The sequence below is a fragment of the Sphingobium sp. FG58 genome (assembly GCF_057809055.1).
On sequence record NZ_JBMDJF010000022.1, the window covers coordinates 1 to 19,959 of the forward strand.

At 62.2% G+C, this 19,959-nt stretch carries 14 protein-coding genes; 4 read left to right on the forward strand and 10 right to left on the reverse strand.

Features of this window, described 5'->3' with window-relative positions:
- Positions 1–188 precede the first annotated feature (188 nt).
- Entirely contained in the window at positions 189–614 is a 426-nt protein-coding gene (locus tag ACODR8_RS17595) for a hypothetical protein (protein ID WP_489008459.1), read from the reverse strand.
- Between the two features lie 102 nt (positions 615–716).
- Complete coding sequence (locus ACODR8_RS17600) at positions 717–1,475, reverse strand: recombinase family protein (RefSeq protein ID WP_489008460.1); 759 nt, start codon at positions 1,473–1,475, stop codon at positions 717–719.
- Here ACODR8_RS17600 and ACODR8_RS17605 point away from each other — a divergent pair.
- Positions 1,455–2,153, forward strand: coding sequence for an SLC13 family permease (locus tag ACODR8_RS17605; protein ID WP_489008461.1), 699 nt, complete (start codon positions 1,455–1,457; stop codon positions 2,151–2,153). The two genes, ACODR8_RS17600 and ACODR8_RS17605, sit on opposite strands and share 21 nt — an antisense overlap.
- Before the next feature lie 107 nt (positions 2,154–2,260).
- Here ACODR8_RS17605 and ACODR8_RS17610 read toward each other — a convergent pair whose 3' ends face one another.
- From ACODR8_RS17610 to ACODR8_RS17630, 5 genes are all read right to left on the reverse strand, one after another.
- On the reverse strand, positions 2,261–4,075 hold the full coding sequence (locus ACODR8_RS17610) for a sensor domain-containing diguanylate cyclase (RefSeq protein ID WP_489008462.1): 1,815 nt from the start codon (positions 4,073–4,075) through the stop codon (positions 2,261–2,263).
- 222 nt (positions 4,076–4,297) lie between these two features.
- The gene (locus tag ACODR8_RS17615) at positions 4,298–5,482 is read right to left on the reverse strand and encodes a PepSY-associated TM helix domain-containing protein (protein WP_489008463.1); all 1,185 of its coding nucleotides are present in this window, start codon (positions 5,480–5,482) and stop codon (positions 4,298–4,300) included.
- A 2-nt stretch (positions 5,483–5,484) separates the two neighbouring features.
- A complete protein-coding gene (locus tag ACODR8_RS17620) occupies positions 5,485–7,500 on the reverse strand; it encodes a TonB-dependent siderophore receptor (RefSeq protein ID WP_489008464.1) in 2,016 nt (671 codons plus the stop codon).
- Positions 7,501–7,971: 471 nt separating this feature from the next.
- Positions 7,972–9,642 (reverse strand): MFS transporter, encoded by a 1,671-nt coding sequence (locus ACODR8_RS17625; RefSeq protein WP_489008465.1) that lies wholly within the window; start codon positions 9,640–9,642, stop codon positions 7,972–7,974.
- 12 nt (positions 9,643–9,654) lie between these two features.
- Positions 9,655–11,073, reverse strand: a complete 1,419-nt coding sequence (locus ACODR8_RS17630) for a DcaP family trimeric outer membrane transporter (protein ID WP_489008466.1) — start codon at positions 11,071–11,073, stop codon at positions 9,655–9,657.
- A 191-nt stretch (positions 11,074–11,264) separates the two neighbouring features.
- Between ACODR8_RS17630 and acs the strand changes: the two genes are divergently transcribed.
- Together acs and ACODR8_RS17640 are read left to right on the forward strand one after the other, a co-directional pair.
- Positions 11,265–13,208 (forward strand): acetate--CoA ligase, encoded by a 1,944-nt coding sequence (acs, locus tag ACODR8_RS17635; RefSeq protein ID WP_489008467.1) that lies wholly within the window; start codon positions 11,265–11,267, stop codon positions 13,206–13,208.
- A gap of 102 nt (positions 13,209–13,310) precedes the next feature.
- Positions 13,311–13,925 carry a LuxR C-terminal-related transcriptional regulator gene (locus tag ACODR8_RS17640; protein ID WP_489008468.1) on the forward strand — a complete coding sequence of 205 codons (615 nt, stop codon included), beginning with the start codon at positions 13,311–13,313 and terminating at the stop codon, positions 13,923–13,925.
- Here ACODR8_RS17640 and ACODR8_RS17645 read toward each other — a convergent pair.
- Positions 13,922–17,233 carry a hybrid sensor histidine kinase/response regulator gene (locus tag ACODR8_RS17645; protein ID WP_489008469.1) on the reverse strand — a complete coding sequence of 1,104 codons (3,312 nt, stop codon included), beginning with the start codon at positions 17,231–17,233 and terminating at the stop codon, positions 13,922–13,924. The genes ACODR8_RS17640 and ACODR8_RS17645 overlap by 4 nt on opposite strands.
- A 390-nt stretch (positions 17,234–17,623) precedes the next feature.
- Here ACODR8_RS17645 and ACODR8_RS17650 point away from each other — a divergent pair, with 390 nt between their 5' ends.
- Positions 17,624–17,803, forward strand: coding sequence for a hypothetical protein (locus ACODR8_RS17650; RefSeq protein ID WP_489008470.1), 180 nt, complete (start codon positions 17,624–17,626; stop codon positions 17,801–17,803).
- A gap of 90 nt (positions 17,804–17,893) precedes the next feature.
- Here the strand turns inward: ACODR8_RS17650 and ACODR8_RS17655 are convergent, their stop codons facing one another.
- Entirely contained in the window at positions 17,894–19,258 is a 1,365-nt protein-coding gene (locus ACODR8_RS17655; RefSeq protein WP_489008471.1) for a sensor histidine kinase, read from the reverse strand.
- Positions 19,259–19,268: 10 nt separating this feature from the next.
- Positions 19,269–19,949 carry a winged helix-turn-helix domain-containing protein gene (locus ACODR8_RS17660; protein WP_489008472.1) on the reverse strand — a complete coding sequence of 227 codons (681 nt, stop codon included), beginning with the start codon at positions 19,947–19,949 and terminating at the stop codon, positions 19,269–19,271.
- Positions 19,950–19,959 lie beyond the last annotated feature (10 nt).

Below are 19,959 nucleotides of genomic sequence, written 5' to 3' on the forward strand. Positions count from 1 at the left end.
GAACAATACTACGCTACGTCACCCCAAGCGACCCTCCCGCGGAGCGGGTTCGTGCTCTGAGCGCGAGGCGACACCGCGAGAACCGCAGCTATTCCCGCATCCCGGCTCCGAGCAGGACATTCACCAACGGCCAATCATGCGTGAGTAAAAGTGTCTGGACACATCCAATATCGTCCGTCATGATGCTATCAAGCTGGTGATTTTACGATTAGCAGAGGCACCTGTGGGAACTGGTGTGGTAAAGCCTCAGGTAACGTGCAAGAAAAGTTTGGATTTCCGCCGTTTTTATTCACGGTTATTAATCCCTGCCGCTCCGCCACTTCGGAACAATGCTGCCCCCCAGCCGCCGCGCCTACGCCGTTAGCGGCGAGCAGCCGCAACAGGTTGCTCTTGGTGTCCATGATTCGGACCTCGCCCTGATCGACCTCCACCCGCTGCGCCAGCGCACGCAAATGATCGCGGCGATAGCCGCCGCCTTCCAACCGGATGCGCTGGCGGGCGGTTCGGGCAAAGCTGCGCAGCATCATGGGCGTGATCGCCTGCTGGGTTGAGCTTTGCAGTAGGGCCGACGCGCGCTCGGCATCAGCCCGCGCCTGATCGCGGGTGGCTTTCAACCCGTCGATACGATCTTTGAGCGCTGGGTCATCGAGATCGGCGACCCCGCTCTCGATCGCGTCATAGAGCCTCTTCAGGCGTAACTCTGTCTCGGCGGAGCGCTAGTTCAGTTCGGCGATATGCTCGCGGCGCCGGTCGGATCGTTCCTGCCGGCGATCGAGGACAGCCGACAGGACTTCCTCCAGCCGATCGGGATCAAGCAGGCGCTCCTCCAGATGAGCCGCGACAAGATCGTCGAGCTTCTCCATCGGCACGGTCATGCCTTCGCAGGCGGTCGGCCCCTGCCGCGCCTTGGTCGAACAGGTATAGTAGCGATAGCGCCCGCCCTTGCCGGTGCGGATGGCCATCGCGCCGCCGCATTTGGCGCAATGGATGAGGCCGGTCAGCAGCGTCGGGCCGCCGACGACCTGCGGGTGCTCCACCTTGGGGCTGCGCGCCTTCAAATGCGCCTGCACCGCGTCGAACGTCGCTTGGTCGATGATCGGCGGCACCTCGACGGGGATCACCTCTTGGGCGGGCTTCAGTTCCTTGCTTTTGCCGCGCTTGTTGAACTCATGCCGACCGACATAGGTTGGACGGCTCAGCAACCGGTGAACCGTGCCGATACCCCAGCGCCCGCCGTCTCGGGTGAAGATGCGGCGTTCGTTGAGATATTTCGTGATCGTCTTGACGCCCATCGGCCCGGACCTGCCATCGCCTTCCAGCGCGAGCCGGAACGCCAGCCGCACCGTGTCGGCGTGCAGCGGGTCGATCTCTAGCTTCTTCTTTGTCTTCGCGCCGCGCTGCTCGGCCGCGACCACACGATAGCCGATCGGTGGCAGCGATCCGTTCCAGAAGCCTTGTCGGGCATTTTCCTTCAAGGCGCGCAGGACGTGCTTGGCGTTTTCTTTCGACTGGTGACGAGCGGCATCATGAACCTGACGCCATGGGGCGGGCCGACCGCGCGTGCGGCGAGCGCCCTGAAACTAGATCCTGCGACCCTGTTCCTGCCGCTCTCCGTGTTGATGATGATCGCCTTCGCCATCGCCATGATCGTCAACTATCCAGGCGTCGCGCAGCAAAAGGAGCGGATTGCCGCCCATGCCGGCAATGTCCTGTCGGTCGTCTCGCTGATCTTCGCCGCCGGCATCTTCACTGGCATATTGGGCGGCACCGGCATGGTGGAGGCGATGAGCAAGGAAGTGGTGGGCTTCATACCTCCCGCGCTGGGACCATATATGGCGCCGATAACCGCTCTGCTCTCCATACCCTTCACCTTTTTCATCTCGAACGACGCCTTCTATTTCGGCATGTTGCCGATCCTGGCCGAAGCGGGCGCCCATTACGGAGTCGAGCCGATGGCGATCGCGCGCGCATCGCTGATGGGCCAGCCGGTCCATTTGCTCAGCCCGCTGGTGCCTTCCACCTATCTGCTCGTCAGCTTGGCCGGCATCGATCTGGCCGATCATCAGCGCTTCACCCTGTTGCCTGCAACGGCGGTATGCGTCGTCATGACGCTGGTGGGCATAATCGCGCTGGCCTTCCCCTTCATTGCCTGATCGCATGGGGACTGGCTGACCGGCATTGTCCGTCTCGCTGCCGCGCTGATCGCGGGTGCGGCGCTGTTCTGATGGCTGACGCAGACGATCGCCGGCCCTTTGCGCGATCAGGCCACTCTCTGTCCTGAACGGCGCGTTTCGGCAACGACGATGCGGTCACGCCCGGCTTCCTTGGCGCGAAGCAAGGCCGCATCTGCCGTTTTGACGAGCGTGTCGAACCGGCAATGGAGCGGCGCGCAAGCCATTCCGACCGAGACCGTAATCGGTCCGAGTTCGCGGCCGTCGTGCTGCATCTGCAACGCCTTGACGCGGGCGCGGATGTCTTCGGCGCGTTGGCAGGCTTGCTCGGCATCAAGTTCCGGCATCAGCAGCAAGAACTCCTCTCCGCCATAGCGGAAGGCAAGCCCGTGCTCGCGCGTGATGGTCAGCAGTATCTTGCCGAGCGCGCGGAGTACGGCGTCGCCGGCGTCGTGGCCGAACTGGTCGTTGAACCGCTTGAAATGGTCGACATCGAGCATCAGGCAGCTGATCGGCCGTCCGAGCCGATCCGCCTCGGCCAGTTGTACTTCAAGTACCATGTCGAGCTGGCGGCGGTTGGCGAGGCCCGTCAGCGGATCGGCCATCGCCATCTCGCGAAGCGCATCGCGCAAGCGCAGGTTTCCAAGGGCCAGGCCGATATTTTCCGCAAGCACCCTCAGATAGGTTTCGCCGATGTCGACCTTGGGTTCGGGAAGGTCGGCGCAGGGCTCCAGATAGAGCAGCCCAAGCGTGACGCGCTGGGCAATCAGCGGCAGGCAGATCGAGGCCAAGTCGGTGTTGCCCTGCGGATCGACATGGTCGCAGGGGATATCGATCAATTGTCCACGTGGCCGATGCAGATCGCCGCGCTGCAAGGCCCAGCAGGCCATCGGCGAAAACTCTGGCCGCGAATGAGTTGGTGCCAGCCACGCGCATCGTTCGACCATGATGTTGCGCGATTCATCGAGGCGATAGAGACGGCCGGCGAGTCCGGGCGCGATCTCTGGCATGAACCCCGATACGACCCGTTCGAGATCGTGCATAGTATCGCAGCCCTGCATCCGCTGGGTCATCCGCGACAGCAAGGCACGCATGGCTTGATCCTCGGCGCGTTCAGCTTCTAGCCGTTGCCGTTCGAGGCCATTCTCGCGAAATATGCGGATGGCCTGAGCCATGTCGCCAATCTCGTCGATCTGGTCGTAATCCGGCGCTTCGACGGCATAGTCCTGCCTGGCGAGCCGGCCGACGACGTCGCTCAACCGCACCACCGGGTGCAATACCCGCCGCTTGAAGATGAAGTAGAGGACGCACAGCGACAGGAAGCCGGTAAACCCCAGCACAATCTCCGAACTTGTCTTCCAGATCCGGGCGATCGTCGTCGCAGCCGCCACCTCTTCGTCGGTGCGCTGGTCGAGGCGATACTGGAAGCGCTCGATATTGCCAGCGACGCGGTCGAGCCCCCGTTCATATTCGGCGCCGAACAGGATTTCACGCGCACGGTCATCATCGCCACGCTGGCGAGCCGCGATCGCTTCGACCTGCTCGTCCTGGAGGCTATCGGCCCAACGCATCGCTTCGGTGAGCGCCGCCAATTCATCCGCCGATGCGCCGTTATCTTTCAGGTGACGAACGCGATTCTCCACCGAGCGCAGGGCTTCCACCTCGCGACGGTAGGCGGCAAGGTGGGACTTTTCGCCAGTGATCACGAAATCCCGCGCCTGATCACTCGATGCGGATACTTCGGCGGCGATTTTCGAGGTCGCTTGATCAAGCTGGTAGCGCTGCGCGACAGCCGCACGCTCCTTCTCCTGCGCGCCGGACGCCAGCAGCATCGTCGTTGCCGAGGCGAGCGTCAGCAGGACGGTTGCGCCATAGGCCCAGTTCGTGATCGTCGCTAATCGCATGTGGCGCAGGATAGGAGCCAGTCCGCTAGAATTCGTTAACATGGCGGGCCATGCCGACTGGCGGTGGCCCTCCTGCACTACCTCCCCAGTCCCGCGGCAAATGACACGCTCCGCCGACAGCTGACTTTAAGAAATTCAGCCATTCGATAGCAGTTTGCCGAAAGTCCTGGCCTGGTCGACTCCCGCCGGAATAGCTGAGGGTCTGGTAAGGGTCGATTTCCGTCAACTCGCCCCTCCAATCGCGCCCGGCGTCAGGATCAGGGTCAGGAGAATAAGGGCAATGCCGATATATCCCCAGGCGCCCATGCCCTGCCAGGCGATCTTCATGCTGCCGCTATCGGATCGCGACGATCTGGCCAGCCGCATCGCGTAGATCATCGTGCCGGTGACGGCCATTGCGGTGAGAAGAGCGCCGAACAGGAACCAGATGGCTTTCGTCCAAAGCCCCCCGAACGTACCGAAATGCAGCGGATCGGCCATTTCGGAAATACGCTGATGCGCGCTCAATGTACGTCCATCCAGCCGCGCCACGACCCGCGCCGTAGCCGGATCGACGACCACCGCGTTGGCGCGATCGCGCACCAGCCAGGCGGAGGACTGGCCCAGGAAGATGACGCCATTGTCGGGCGTGAAGCGGATTTCCCGAATATAGAGCGCAGGATCGGCGCGGCGTGCTACGGCGACCAACCGGTCCAGCGCAACGCCTGTGGGCATCGCACTGGCCACGACCTCCGGCAATTTGGGGACTTTGGCGTTCCCGCCCAACGTTTCCACCAGATACCACAGGCCCGTCAGCGTGATCAGCGCCACGAACCACAGGCTCCACAAGCCCATCAGGCGATGCAGGTCGCCGGTCATCCGCCGACCATCGCCGCCGCGCGGCATTCGAAAGAAGCCGCGCCACCATTTCTTGTAGGTGACGATGCCCGACACCAAAGATACCGCCAGCAGCAGGGCCAGCGAACAGACGATCGGTATGCCGATCTTCGTCGGCAGCATCAGGTGGCGATGGGCCTGCCGCAGGAAGCGGTGGACATTGGCCCAGCCGTGCCTGCCGGTAACCTCCGCCGTCCACGGATCGACATAGACACGGTCCGGCGCGCCCTTGCCGCGACGGACCCAGGCCTCGACCGTGAACCAGGGGTCGATCGGCGCGTAGAGGGTCTGGAGCCGGGCGTCCGGTGCGGCGCGGGCCGCCGCCTGCGCCCATGCCCCCCATGACGCGACGGGTTCCGACCGGGGCGATACCCGCATTGCGGGCGTCGCCAGCCAGTCGATTTCATGCGCGAACACCGCAAAAGTGCCCGTCGCCAGGATGAAAGTCAGGAAGATCGACAGTTTCAGGCCGATCCAGCTATGCACCACCCACCAGAGCGACCGGCCCTTTTTCACGCGCCTCTGATCCATGGTCAGAACTGGAAGCGCAGTTCGGCCAGAAATGTCCGCGGCTCACCGGGAAAATGCCCGCTCTGTGCCGAAAAGCCCGATGCGGCATAGACTTTGTCGAACATATTATCGACGCGCAGCATCAGCTCGGCAAAGCCAAGCCCCTTGGTGATCGATGCGTCGAAGATCGTATAGGGTTTCACGGTCTGCCCCGACAAGCTGATCCGCTTCGACACATGCTCACCGCCCACCGCAAAGGCGGCATCGATCGTCGGCACCTGATAGCGGGTCCAGAAGCCGACCTTGTGCTTGGGCGCATTGGCGAAGCGATTGCCGACGGCATTGGTGATCGCCTGTCCCGCGATCGTGCCGGTGATCTTGGTGTCGTTATAGCCATAATTGACCAGCGCCACCCAATTGGCGGTAATGTCGGTGGACAGGTCGATCTCGAACCCCTTGCTCGTCACCTCGCCGATCGGGCGCAACTGGTCCTGGCCGTTGACGGGCGGCAGGCTGGTATCGGCCTGGAGGATATTCTTGCGCACGATGCGGTAGGCGGCCAGATTGGCCTGAAGCCTGCCGTCGAACAGGTCGGTCTTGATGCCCCCTTCGAACTGGTCGCCGGTAACCGGCGCGAAGGGACCGCCGACGTCGCCATTCTGACTTGCGGCCGTCTGTGGTTCGAAGCTTTGCGACCAACTCAGATAGACGGAGACATCCTTGCGCGGCTTGTAGATCGCGCCGGTGCGGAAAGTGATATCGTCATCCTCATAAGAGGCGGCGTTGACCACGCGATCCTCGAACTTGTCGTAGCGCACGCCGCCGACCAGCATGAAAGCCTCGCTCAGGCTGATCTGGTCCTGAAAATAGGCGCCCTGACGCTTCGTGCGCGTATCCGTGACGGTAAAGGGCAGCAAAGCGGCCCGCGCGACATCGCGCGCGCTGTTGGTATAGACGGGATTGCTGAGGCTAAGCGGCGTGACGTCCGTGCGCAGGATGCGCGAATTGAGTATGCTCGTCTCGTCATACCAGTCCGCCCCGGTCTGGAATTTATGCTCCATGCCGAGCAGATCGACGCGCGCCGTCAGATTGGCGGAAAAGGACAGGCCGTCGACATCGCGTATCTGATCGCGAAATTCACGCGCGACCAGATCGTCGCTACCTGCGACCAATCCGCGCGGCTCATGATATTGTTGCGTCTCGGTCGCTTTGAAATAGCGAACCCCGGCATCGAAGGTGACCCGGTCTCCGATCGCGGTGGCATAACGCGCCTGATAGGCCTGCGACTTGAGGTGGAGAAAGTCGGTGGGTTCGTTGGCATTCCAGCGAATGTCGGTCAGGAAATTGCCGTCATCGTCGGTCAATATGCCGCGCAGACGGTTTGCCTGAAGATCATTGTCGTAAACCGTCGCCTGAAGCGTCAGCTTACCGCCGTCATTGGTCTTGATGGCAACGCCGCCATCGCCGATCAGCGACACATTCTTCGTATTGCGCCGATAGGGGTTCATCGCCTCGTAAAAGCCGCCAAGGCGGTAGGTGACGATGCCGTCCTTGTCGATCGGGCCTGTCGCTTCGGCCGATATGCCACGCCGGTCGTAATTGCCTGCGGTGGCCACCAGGCGCATGGCGCTGGTGTCGCCGGGCACCTTCGACACGTAATTGATGATGCCGCCGGGCGACCCCGGACCGAAGAACAGCCCAGCCGGTCCCTTCAGCACCTCTACCCGTTCGATATTGAACAGCTGGGGTACGGAAAAGCCGATGAACGGATTGCCCCGCATGCCGTCGTAGAATGACTGGTCCTGGCGAAATCCGCGGAAGGTGACGCCCGCATAGCTGAAGAAACTGACGCCAGAAATGTTGCGATAAATGTCGGTCGCATCACGCGCACCCTGATCGGCAAAGAGATCCTTGTTGATCACCTGCAACGCTTGCGGAATGTCGAGCGGATCTTCGGCGCTTTTTCCGACGGTCGTGGTTTCGGTGCGGTAGAGGCGCTGCGCGCGCCCCGTCACGATGATCTGATCGCTATCCGCCACGGCCGCATCTGGTGCCGACGCAGGGGCTAGCTGCGCGGAAGCCGCCGACGCGCAGAAGGAAACAGACGCAAACAGCGCCGCGCGGAAAATGGACAAAACAACCCCCATATCGGATTCGCTAATGATAGTGATTAGCGTTACGGAGTTTGTACCGTCAGGGCAAGCCGCCAAAATCCATTCTCATGGTTCATCACAGGGAGAGACAGGTCGATCAGACCACCGATACGGGGGCTAAGCTCGCGATCCGTTTACAAGCGGAACTTGCGCACTCTGGATCGTACATTTGCACATCGAACGGCAAAGAATGGTCGGTTTTACTCGGGCTGCTTTTGCGCCATCCCTAACAGCTGCCTAGCGGATGAGACTGACGGCCGATCAACGAAGTTGGACTGACAGCACCCCGCGCCGCTTATAAAAAAGGGGCGGCTTCCGGTTGGAAGTCGCCCCATATGTTACCGGCTTTTCAATGATTTAATCGTCGATATTGCGGCGGAAGGTTTCGGGCAGGAACAGCAGCCCGATCACCACCGTCGCAGCGGCCACCACGACCGGATACCACAGGCCGTAATAGATATTGCCGGTGGCCGCGACCATCGCGAATGCGGTCGTGGGCAGGAAGCCGCCGAACCAGCCATTGCCGATATGATAGGGCAACGACATCGACGTGTAGCGGATACGGCTGGGGAAAAGCTCCACCAGCATGGCCGCAATCGGACCATAAACCATCGTCACGAGCATCGCGAGCGCCCACAGGATCGCCACCACCATCGGCTTGTTGATTTTGGCATTGTCCGCCTTGGGCGGGTAGCCAGCCTCCGTCAGGCCGACCTTCAGCGCATCCTGGAACCCGGCGATTGCCGCTTTCTTCTCGGTCCCGGCCATGCCGGTGGGAACAGGCGCGGTGAAGCTGACCGTTCCGACCTTGACCGTGGCGGGCGTACCGGCAGGCGCGTCGATGTTGGCGTAATTGATGCCGGTCTTGGCCATATAGGCCTTGGCGACATCGCAACTGGAACTGTCGAACTTGTTTTTGCCGACCGGATCGAACTGGAACGAACATTCCTCCTGATGGGCGACGATCGTCACTGGCGCGGAAGCCTGCGCCGCGGCCAGCATGGGGTTGGCCGCGTTGGTCAACGCCCCGAACAGCGGGAAGTAGGTCATCGCCGCCAGCGCGCAGCCGCCCAGGATGATCGGCTTGCGACCGATCTTGTCGGACAGCCAGCCGAAGAACACAAAGAAAGGGGTTGCGAGTGCCAATGCGATGGCGATCAGGATGTTCGCCGTCGCGCCATCCACCTTCAACGTCTTTTCAAGGAAGAACAGCGCGTAGAATTGACCGGCATACCAGACCACGGCCTGTCCCATGACCGCGCCCAGCAGCGCGATGATGACCCAGCGCAAATTGCCCCATTTGCCGAACGCTTCGGTCAGCGGCGCCTTCGACGTGGTGCCTTCATCCTTCATCTTCTGAAAGACCGGGCTTTCATTGAGCTGCATGCGGATCCACATCGACACGCCCAGCAGCAGGATCGAGATCAGGAAGGGCAAGCGCCAGCCCCAGGCGGCGAATGCTTCTTCACCCAGCCCATAGCGAAATCCGATGACGACCAGCAGCGCGGCAAACAAGCCGAAGGTCGCCGTCGTCTGAATCCAGCTGGTGTAGAGGCCGCGTTTGCCTTCGGGCGCATGTTCCGCGACATAGGTCGCCGCCCCGCCATATTCGCCGCCCAGCGCCAGACCCTGCGCCAGTCGCATGATCAGCAGGATGATCGGCGCCGCCACGCCGATGCTGGCATAGCTCGGCAAGAGGCCCACGGCGAAGGTCGAAAGACCCATGATCCCCATCGTGACGAGGAACGTGTTTTTGCGGCCGACCATGTCGCCGACCCGCCCGAACACGATCGCACCGAACGGCCGCACCGCAAAACCGGCTGCGAAGGCCGCCAGGGCAAAGATGAAGCCTGTCGTCTCGTTCACGCCGGAGAAAAATTGCGCCGAGATATAGGTCGCCAACAGCCCGTAGAGATAGAAATCATACCATTCAAACACCGTGCCCAGCGAGGACGCGGCGATGACCAGCTTTTCATTCTGTGTCGCTACATGATGCTTCGGCAGGCCGTCGTCATATGTTGTTGCCATGTGCCCTCTCCCTTAGAAATTATATTTCGCGGCCATCTCAACGCGATCCATCTGCCCGGTGAGGCCGTTGACGACTGTGCGTTGAGCATGGCGATATTCGATACCAAGGTCCAAATTTTTAACAGGGGACCAGAACAGGTTGCCCGCCAGACTATATGCCTCACGATTGGCCAGCCCAGGCAGTAATATGCCATCGGGATAGTCGGCATGCTGATATCCGACCATGAATGTCGACCGGACAGTCGGCGTCCAGCCAAGCTTTATCGCGGCGAAACCAGCGACATTATCGACGACATGCAGTTGATTGCCCAGGGTTGCGTCATAAATGGCGTCGGGCGCATAGCCGACCGTAAAATAACGGCCCATGCCATGTCCATAGGTCGCCAGAAACCGGATGTCGTGCCGTCCCTGCGGGCCGAAAGCTATCTTGCCGCCGGTGGTGATGCCCCAGCCCATCGCCTTGTCGCCAACACCATTGCTGCGCACGGACAGTTCGCGAACCAGCCCCGCCACATGGATTTCACCGATCTTGCCCTTATAGGCTAGCTTCGCGACCAGGTCGGGCATACGATCCTGATCATTGTCGACCAAAGCGGGCGACACGCTCGTCACCGTCTCGGTCTGGGGATTTTCCGCCGCCAGATAGAGATCCAGACCGCCGCCCAGCGGCTGTTTATACTGGACCATCATCTGCCGCACAAAGATCGCACCGTCCATCGGTCCCACGAAATCGGTGCTTTCGGGCAGATGGCCGGGGTTCTGGAACGTCGTCCATTCCTGCCCGATCAGCCATTTGCCATAGCTGATGAAGCCGCGGCGGAAGGTCGGGGTATAGGGGTTGGTCGCGCGCTGCGCACCCAGCGGCGCGGCGGCCAGCGCGAAATCGAATTCGATGACGCTTTTGACGTCCTTGCCGCCCAGCGGGGTGGATGTGCTGAAGGCCAAGCGCGTCTGGCGCGCATGGCCAATGACGTCACGGCTGCTCCGGCCGCCAACCGGAATCTGCTGGGGCAGGTAGAATTCCTTGCCCAGTGATCCGCTCGCGACTTCGCCGTCACCATAGCGGGTGGCGCTACCCACCACCTTGACGAAACCGCCAAGTTTGAACGTGGTCGCGCCGACGCGGAAGCCGTCGGGGGAGGGCTTTTCAGCCATCGCGGTTACTCGGCTGTCCGCCTTTTGCGCGATTTCCACCGAAGTCGCCGCCTTCTGTGCCGTTTCCTGCTGATCAGCGCGTGCCTGCGCCAGTTCGCTCCTGAGCGTCACCAGCGCCGTTTCCAACTGGCTAAGCCGCTGCTCCAGAGCCGCTTCACGGGCGGTCTGCGCGATCGCACCGGGACTGATGCTGAGGCCCGCAGCCAGCGCGCTCATTGCAATGCCCCAGCGCCAATTCGACCAGGGCGGCATTTCGACAGCGTTGATAATCGGCATTTGCCCTCTCCCTGCCGGACTCTCCCTCTGTGTGGGGTGTCTACGATCCGGCGTGGATGACACAGTGCAGGCGCACGCGGTCATGGAGAAGGCGGACAATGGTAGGAATGATATCCGACCTTGGTCGAGGATGCCCCGACGTCGGAACCTTGTTACGGTGTCGACAAAGAAATTTGGAGAGGCCTGAGACCATGAGCAAGCCCGTCTATCCCGTGTCCGCTGCTCTGGCCGTCGACGCCCGCGTCACAGCCGCAAAGGCAGCAGATATGCATGCGCATGTCCAGGCGGACCCGGATGCTTTCTGGCGGCGCGAAGCGCAAAGGCTCGACTGGATCGTACCCTTCACCAGGACGGACGAGAGCAGCTTCGATGAAGCGGATTTTGGCATAAGCTGGTTCGCTGATGGACAACTTAATGTCAGCGCCAACTGCATTGACCGCCATCTCGACAGCCGCGGCGATCAGCCCGCGATCATCTGGGAAGGGGACGATCCCGGCGACAGCCGGGTCATCACATATCGCCAGTTGCATGAGGAAGTATGTCGCTTCGCCAATGTGCTGAAGGCCCATGGCGTTCGCCGGGGCGACCGTGTCACGCTCTACCTGCCGATGATCCCGGAAGCCGCCTTTGCAATGCTGGCCTGCACCCGCATCGGGGCGATCCATAGCATCGTCTTTGCCGGCTTTTCGCCCGACAGCCTGGCCAGCCGGATTCGCGATTGCGATTCCCGTCTGGTCGTCACCGCCGACGAAGGGCTGCGCGGCGGAAAGACCGTGCCGTTGAAGGCGAATGTCGACGCCGCCCTTACCCATTGCACGTCGGTCGAAACCGTATTGGTCGTCCGGCGCACCGGCGCGGCGGTGGCGATGCATCCGGGCCGCGACATCGCCTATGCCGACGCGCGTGCGCAGGCGTCCGCCGACTGCCCGGCTGAAGCCATGGGGGCCGAAGATCCGCTGTTCATTCTCTATACGTCGGGATCGACCGGTACGCCCAAGGGCGTGCTGCATAGCACCGGCGGCTATCTCCTGTGGGCAGCGATGACGCATGAACATGTGTTCGATTACCGGCCCGGCGAAGTCTATTGGTGTACCGCTGATATCGGCTGGGTGACAGGCCACAGCTATGTCGTTTATGGGCCGCTGGCCAATGGCGCGACGACGCTGATGTTTGAAGGCGTGCCTAACTATCCGGACCATAGCCGCTTCTGGCAGGTGTGCGACAAATGGCAGGTCGCCATATTTTACACCGCCCCCACCGCGTTGCGGGCGCTGATGCGCGAAGGTGACGACTTTGTTCAGGCTGCCAGCCGGGCATCGCTTCGTATCCTTGGCAGCGTGGGCGAACCAATAAATCCCGAAGCCTGGGAATGGTATTACCGTGTCGTGGGCGATAGCCGCTGCCCGATCGTCGATACCTGGTGGCAGACCGAGACGGGGGGCATCCTCATCGCTCCGCTACCCGGTGCGACCGATCTGAAACCCGGCTCCGCGACCAAGCCCCTGTTTGGCGTCTATCCGCTGCTGGTCGATGCCAACGGACAGGAACTCGACGGCGCGACCGAGGGCAATCTGTGCATCGCCAAAAGCTGGCCCGGACAGATGCGGACCGTCTATGGCGATCATGCGCGCTTCTTCCAGACCTATTTCAGCACCTATCCCGGCCGTTATTTCACCGGCGACGGCGCGCGTCGCGACGATGACGGATATTATTGGATCACCGGACGGGTCGATGACGTCATCAACGTGTCGGGCCATCGCATGGGTACGGCCGAAGTCGAAAGCGCCCTCGTCGCTCATGCCAAAGTTGCCGAGGCCGCCGTTGTCGGCATGCCCCACCCGATCAAAGGGCAGGGCATCTATGCCTATGTTACGCTCAACGCCCATGAACAGCCCAGCGATGACCTTCGCAAGGCACTGGTTGCCTGGGTTCGCAATGAAATCGGGCCGATCGCCACGCCCGATATCATCCAGTTCGCACCAAGCCTGCCCAAGACCCGGTCGGGCAAGATCATGCGGCGCATATTGCGCAAGATTGCTGAAGGGGACACGTCGACGCTGGGCGACATATCGACCCTGGCCGACCCATCGGTCGTCGAAAGCCTGATCGCTGACAGCCAGATGGCAGGTGCCTGACCGTGTCACGCGCCAATCGCCACTTTTCCCGCTTTCCCTAAACGGTGAAACGGGTCACAAGCAGATTGAGAGGATAGCGGGCTGAACACAGGCGGCACCATATTGGTTGCGGACGATCACCCGCTATTTCGTCAGGCGCTGGTCATGGCGGCAGCCAATGTCGCGCCTGATGCCCATATAATCGAAGCCCCGACACTCGACCGTGCCACTGCGGCGGCCTCTGCCGCCAGTGACCTGTTGCTCATCCTGCTCGATTTGAAAATGCCGGGTTCGGTCGGATTCTCCGGGGTCGCGCTGCTTCATGCTGAACGTCCGTCGGTGCCAATATTGGTCGTATCCAGCGCCGATGCCCTGGTCGCGGCACCAGAAGTCCGGCGCTATGGCGCGGTCGGCTTCATCGGCAAGGATCAGGATCTCTCGGCGATAGAGAATGCGATTGCCGCCGTCCTGGCAGGCCATAGTCCAGCGACGCCGACGGTCGCGCGTGACGATATCGATGATATGGCCGACAAGGTTGCCTCGCTCACGCCGACGCAGCTTCGCGTCCTGCTGGGCGTGCTGAATGGCCAACTCAACAAACAGATTGCATGGGAAATGGGCGTCGCGGAATCGACGATCAAATCGCATATGACGACCGTGCTGGCAAAGCTGGGTGTACAGAACCGGACGCAGGCCGCCCTTGCTGCCCGTGCGCTAGGTCTGGGGGCCGACCATTAGGCAGGGTGATCGCGGCCTTGCGTCTGCGCTGAGATCCATTGGTCCAGCATGGACAGCGTCAATGGCTTGGGCAGGACTACAACCCCACGAAGGCGGGCTTGCTCGATCATTACCTGTCCCCGCTCCGCAGTCACCAGCGCGAACGGCATATCCGGCTTATTGACGCGTAGGGCATCGATCAGGTCGATGCCATCGCGGCCATCGCCAAGATGGTAATCGATCAGCCCGCCGTCCAACGCCGCCGCACAAGCCAGCGCCTCCCGCTCATCGGCGGCCGTCACGCAGCGATGGCCCAGTCCTTCCAACACCGCACGCATCGCCTCCCGATTGGCTGGGTCGTCATCCACCACCAGCAGGTTCCGCGATGCCTGGCTGCTGCTGGCAAGATGCACCGCGGGCTTGGGCGGGGCATCCTGCGCTGGCACACATGGCAAAGTGATGGAAAACACGCTGCCCTGACCCGGCCGGGATCGTACCGTAATGGTGCCGCCGACCAAGGGCGCAGACCGTTCCACAATGGCAAGGCCAAGTCCGATACCCGTTTCGGTCGATTGATCCAGTCGTTCAAACTCGCGGAAGATGTCTGTCAGCTTGTCGGGCGGAACACCTATGCCACTGTCATAAACGGCAAGCCGGATGCACGCGCCGCGCGGGCGCGCCGCAATGATCACCCCGCCCTTTTCGGTATAACGAATGGCGTTGGACAGAAAATTCTGCATGATCGACCGCAAGAGGGTGCGGTCACATTCGACCCAGCCATCGCTTGGACCTATCCGCAGGCGTAATCCCTTTTCCGCTGCCAGGGGCGCAAAACCCTCCGCCAGATCGACCAGCAGCGGTCGAACGGCAAATCGGTCAGGGGCAATCTGAACGCCCCCCGCGTCCAGCTTGGAAATGTCGAGCAGCGCCCGCAGCAGATCGTTTGCCGCCTCGATCGAACGGTCGAGCCGATCGAGTATCGCCTGCTCACCGGTCTCCAGCCGTCGGCGCAGCGCGGCTGAAAACAGCATGGCGGCATGAAGCGGCTGCAACAAATCGTGGCTGGCTGCGGCCAGGAATCGCGTCTTGTCCCGCATAGCCCTGGCAAGCTTATCATTTACTTCGGAAAGTTCGGCCGTCCGTTCCACGACCGCGCTTTCCAGATTCTTGCGCGCCGTTTCTGTCGCAGCTCTCGCCTGGGCCTCTATGGTGATGTCGGTGAAGGACATGACATAGCCGCCATCCGGCATCGGCCCGCCGACCGTCTTGATAACGCGACCGTCTGCGCGATTTCGCTCGAAACTATGGTGGCTGCGGCTGCGCATATGGTCGAGGCGGCGGGCGACATGATCCTCTACCTCGCCCGGACCGCAATCGCCGCGCTCGGCATTGTAACGGATCAGCTCGGCGACGGGGACGCCAATGCGAACAAGGCCGGGCGGGTAGGTAAACAGCTCCAGATAGCGGCCATTCCAGGCGATCAGCCGAAGATCGCGATCCACCACGCTGACGCCGATGTCGATGTTCTCCAGGGTCGCGGCCAGCAGGCCTTGCGAAAAATGGAGTGATTGCCCCGATGCATCGAGCATCTGCGTGACATCGGCCAATCCCATGCCCTGGCCTGAAATCGCCGACGCCATGATGGCGCGCGCCGATGGCACCCCTACAACGCTGCCGATCAGTCGTTCCGCCGTGCGCGCGCTGGGGCGGTCGATCGGTCGATCCCGATCGCCATCCGGCCCGAACGCTTCGGTTGCCAGATCCGTGCCGACAAAGCGCGTGACCAGATCAATCAGCCCGCCGACGGTCGAAATGGACGAAACACCGCGCTGCCTGATATGGACCTTGCCGATGCCATCCTTGCCGACCTTGCGCGCGGCCATCAGCAGATAGGCAAGCAGGTTGCCGCTAAGGCTGATAATCGCGCCGGATGTGACAGCGCTCAGATGCTCGAACGCGGCGAGCGGGATCATCGCGCGCGCATCTTCGCCCATATGGTTACCGCTGATGGCCGGCAGGAAAAGCAGCACAAACCAAAGCAGGAAGCCGACGATAAGGCTGACCTTGGCCGCCAGCGCGTCATTGTCGGTCCGATAGACCGCGAAGATCAGCGCGGGCGTGCATTGCGCCATCGCGACAAAGGCGATCAGCCCCACCGACGCAAGCTGCGTCGTCGATGGGGTCAGCAAGGCATAGCCGACCGCGGCCGCCATCAGGCCAATGATCGTGCTGCGACGGATCCAGAGCAGTTGTTCGCCGACATGTACGTCCTGTGCAGGTCGACGCAGCAAGATCGGCGCGAACAGGTCATTTGAAATCATGCTGGAAATTGCCACGGTTTCCGTCACGACCATGGCGACTGCCGCAGAAAGCCCGCCCAGAAAGACAAAAAGCGTCAGCCGGTCGAAGCCGAATTGCTGTGGCAGGCTGATGACGAACAGATCGGGCATCGCGCCTTGATCCAGCGTCGCGACGCCAGCACCGGCAATGGGTAATACGGCAAGCACGGTGAGGAGCAGATAGGCGATGAAGCCCCAGCGCGCCCGCAGAATGTCATCGGGATGACGTGCCTGCGTGACGCTGATGAAAAAATGCCGGGGCAGGCACATGATGGCCATGACCGAAACCAGCATCGTCACCAGAAAATCAGCGTCGAGTGTATTAAGCGCAAAGCGTCCGCGAAAATGCTCCAGTCTGGCCAGAGCCTGGCTGTCCGGGATGGTCCATATTAGCCAGACGGCAAGCGCCGACACCAGCAGGATCGCCCCCAGCTTCAGGACGGACTCGAACGCAACGGCAAATAATATGGCTTCATTCTGCCCTGAAACCTGGTAGCGGCGGGCGCCAAAGACGATCGCGAAAATCGCCAGGATGAATGCCGCGACGAACAGCGGGCCGGTACTTTCCGGCGTTCCCGAAACCAGCGCAAAGCTGAGCGCGACAGAGCGAAGCTGCAAGGCGATGTAGGGGATGGTGCCGAACAGAGCGATCATGGTCACCAGCGCCGCCACCGAGCGGCTTTTCCCGAAACGGGCGGCTATGAAGTCCGATATGGAGGTTGCGCCTTCCTTATGTACCTCCACATTTAGCCGACGGAGAAATCGCCCGCCCAATGCCATGAGCAGGATCGGCCCCAGATAGATGGGCAGGAAATCCCACCCCCCGGTCGCCGCACTCCCCACGGCACCAAAATAGGTCCAGCTCGTGCAATAGACAGCGAATGCCAGCGTGTACGCATACATGCGCCAGGATGAATTATGCAGGGCATGGCGATAGCGATGCGCCAAAGCCGCCCCGGCGAACATCATCGCTACATATATCAAAGCCATGATCAACGGCATGGACATCAGGCTGGCTCCGTTCCTCGCAGGCAACGGACCATGCATAGGCGCTCTCTCGCCCAATCGCCAAGATAACGACGTTGTCGTCCTACGCGGCTGAAGGCGCTAGCGTTCCGGCAGCCTGGCGTGGCGAAGGCGTGGACGACACACGCGCTGCCAGGGTTGGGGGATATGTATGTCCGACGGCCCTCGCATGGTCGGCATCGACGCGCGGACGCTGGATATTCGGGCGCGATCAGCAAGGTCGGCGGGATGCAGGGCGACGACGATCCCCATGGCGTCTGTCTGAAAGTTCATCTTCCCGTCACGCTCGCGACAGAGGGTCGGCGTCATAAGGAACAGGCAGTCCAGGACGGACCGCTTGATAGGAGTTGAACCATGAAAACCCGCCTGATCCTCACCAGCCTGGCTTCGCTGGCCGTTCTCGCGACCCCGCTCGTTGCCTCGGCCGCCACTGCTGCGGCCAAGCCGACGCAGCATGTCGCAAAGCACAAGGCCGCCAAGAAGGTCTCGAAGACCACCACCACCACGACCGCACCGAAGCCAGCCTCCAATTAAGCCCCGCCGACAGGGAGTCGGCATCGGGTGTCCCCCTGTTGACCCGACCCGGCTCCCGTCGCTCGGATATGGCCTTGCCGCTATCCGCTTCTAAGCCTGCCGCCTGAGTAGCATTTCCACGGCAAAATATTCGTCGCGACGGTCGAAATGCACGTCCCCTCCGTGCATCCGGGCCACCGCCGCGACGAGAGAGAGGCCGAGGCCCGCCCCTGCTATCCCCCTGGCAGGGTCCAGACGCCCGAAGCGGCGCAATGCCTCGGCCTCTCGTTCGGGCGCGATGCCCGCCCCTTCGTCCGCCAGCCCGACGATAATCTCGTCCCCTTCGCCCTTCAGATAGAGCGTCATCGTCCCCGCCCCATATTTGAGCGCATTGTCGATCAGGTTCGCCAGCGCCTGCCCCAACAGTTCGCGATGGACCGGCAGCGTCGCGGGATGCGCGATGGATATGGCCAGGGCGCGGCCCTGTTCCTCGCTCACCGGTTCGTACAACTCGCCCATATCGATCAGCATGGCGGCCAGATCGGTCGCGACGAAGCGATCGCGCCCGATCCCCGCCTCCATCCGGCTGACCTCCAGCGCGGTGGCGAGCATCGCCAGCAACTGGTCGGCCTCCCGACTGATCCCGTCGATCGCCTCGCGCAGCACCGCCGGATTGTCCGACTGCATCGCCCGGTCGATCCGCGTCCGCAACCGGGTCAATGGCGATCGCAGGTCGTGGGCGATGCTGTCCGTGACGGTGCGCAATTCGGCCAGCAGCGCGCCGATCTGATCCAGCATCCGGTTGATGGTACGACCCAGCGTGTCGAAACTGTCGCCCGATCCGTCGAGCGGCACGCGCCGGTCGATCTCACCCGCGCCTACCCGTGCGGCAGTGGCGGCGATATGCCCGATCCGCCGGTCGATGATATGCACCACAAGCCATGCGGCGACGATGGCCAGGGGCAGCGCCATCAGCAATGCGGTCAACAGCGTGCGTTCCACCGTCTGGCGGATCTGGTCGCTGTCATCGGTGCTTTCACCCACCAGCAGGCGAGCGCCATCCCGCAACCGGGTCGCGGTGATCGTATAGGGGGCCGCGTCGGTGTCGCCGATGCGATAGAGCTTCGCCGTAACCCCGGCGGTATCGGCGGGAATGACCGGCGGCCAGCCCGACAGATTGCCTGCGATCCGGCGGCCATCCGCTTGCGCCAGCAGCAGCACGGCGTCGCTTTCGTCCTGCGCATGGGCGGTGACCGCGCTGGCCAGCGCCCGGCGGCCTTCCTGCCGTTCGATTTCCAGCAAGGTGTCGCGCGTGTCGCGCGCGATGGCATTGTCCGCCGCGTCCAGACTGGCGTGGACCAGCTGCGTGACCGACAGCAACAGCGCGCCGCCAAAGACCAGTTCCAACAGCAGGATCAGGCCGATGAAGCGGGCATGGGACGATCGCAGCCAGCGCAGGGCGCGGTTTGCGGTCATGCGGCCCGCCTCATTCGCCCAACCGATAACCCGCGCCGCGCACGGTATGGATCAGGGGTTGGTCGCCGTCCGTATCGACCTTGCGACGCAGGCGGCTGATATGGACGTCGATGACATTGGTGCCGGGGTCGAAATGATAATCCCATACCCCTTCCAGCAACATCGTCCGGGTGACGACCTGTCCTGTGTGCCGCATCAGATATTCCAGCAGGCGAAATTCGCGCGGTTGCAGGTCGATGGCGCGTTCGCCGCGCTTCACCTCGCGCCTGAGCAGGTCCATGCGCAACGTCGCGCAGATGAGGACGGTCTCGACATGGGTGCCGCTCCCGCGCCTGCGCATCAGCAGTTCAAGGCGGGCAAGCAGTTCGGCAAAGGCAAAGGGCTTGACCAGATAATCGTCCGATCCAGCGGTCAGCCCCGTCACCCGGTCATCGACCGATCCCAGCGCGGACAGCAGGATGACCGGCGTTTCGATCCCCGCCGCCCGCAGCGCGCCTAGCACCGCCAGCCCGTCCATGCCCGGCAGCATCCGGTCCAGGATGATCGCGTCATAGCCACCGTCGGTCGCCATGAACAGGCCGTCGCGGCCATTGGCCGCATGGTCGCCGACATGGCCATGTTCGGCCAACCCCTTGCGTATGAAGTCGGCGGTCGTCCGGTCATCCTCTACCAGCAAAATCTTGCGACCCATGGGAATGATC

What these genes read in the sequence shown, in the direction of transcription:
- ACODR8_RS17655 (WP_489008471.1), bottom strand. Translation starts at nt 19,258, where the DNA reads ATGACCGCAAACCGCGCCCTGCGCTGGCTGCGATCGTCCCATGCCCGC.
- acs (WP_489008467.1), top strand. Translation starts at nt 11,265, where the DNA reads ATGAGCAAGCCCGTCTATCCCGTGTCCGCTGCTCTGGCCGTCGACGCC.
- ACODR8_RS17630 (WP_489008466.1), bottom strand. Translation starts at nt 11,073, where the DNA reads ATGCCGATTATCAACGCTGTCGAAATGCCGCCCTGGTCGAATTGGCGC.
- ACODR8_RS17660 (WP_489008472.1), bottom strand. Translation starts at nt 19,949, where the DNA reads ATGGGTCGCAAGATTTTGCTGGTAGAGGATGACCGGACGACCGCCGAC.
- ACODR8_RS17610 (WP_489008462.1), bottom strand. Translation starts at nt 4,075, where the DNA reads ATGCGATTAGCGACGATCACGAACTGGGCCTATGGCGCAACCGTCCTG.
- ACODR8_RS17650 (WP_489008470.1), top strand. Translation starts at nt 17,624, where the DNA reads ATGAAAACCCGCCTGATCCTCACCAGCCTGGCTTCGCTGGCCGTTCTC.
- ACODR8_RS17625 (WP_489008465.1), bottom strand. Translation starts at nt 9,642, where the DNA reads ATGGCAACAACATATGACGACGGCCTGCCGAAGCATCATGTAGCGACA.
- ACODR8_RS17615 (WP_489008463.1), bottom strand. Translation starts at nt 5,482, where the DNA reads ATGGATCAGAGGCGCGTGAAAAAGGGCCGGTCGCTCTGGTGGGTGGTG.
- ACODR8_RS17645 (WP_489008469.1), bottom strand. Translation starts at nt 17,233, where the DNA reads ATGGCTTTGATATATGTAGCGATGATGTTCGCCGGGGCGGCTTTGGCG.